Annotated in this window: 1 protein-coding gene; it reads right to left on the bottom strand. The window is 56.9% G+C overall.

Annotation, left to right across the window (positions count from 1 at the left end):
- Positions 1–202 (bottom strand): hypothetical protein (locus tag PL9631_RS26550; protein WP_197046546.1); only part of this gene is annotated, 202 nt, incomplete at both ends.

Below are 202 nucleotides of genomic sequence, written 5' to 3'. Positions count from 1 at the left end.
GCATCGGCTGTAGCCGTACCGATACTGGTGCCATCTTGCAGGATCTCAACGGTACTATTGGCTTCGGCTGTACCGGTCAACGTCGGAGTGGTGCTGTTGGTAGTGCCACTGCTAGTAATCGTCGGCACAGTTGGTGCTGTGGCATCGACGGTGAGACTCACGGGTGTCGAAGCACTCGAAACGTTCCCGGCATCATCGGTAG

It is taken from the genome of Planktothrix paucivesiculata PCC 9631, from assembly GCF_900009265.2.
GTDB lineage: Bacteria > Cyanobacteriota > Cyanobacteriia > Cyanobacteriales > Microcoleaceae > Planktothrix > Planktothrix paucivesiculata.
This window is presented reverse-complemented; position numbering and strand designations above follow the sequence as displayed.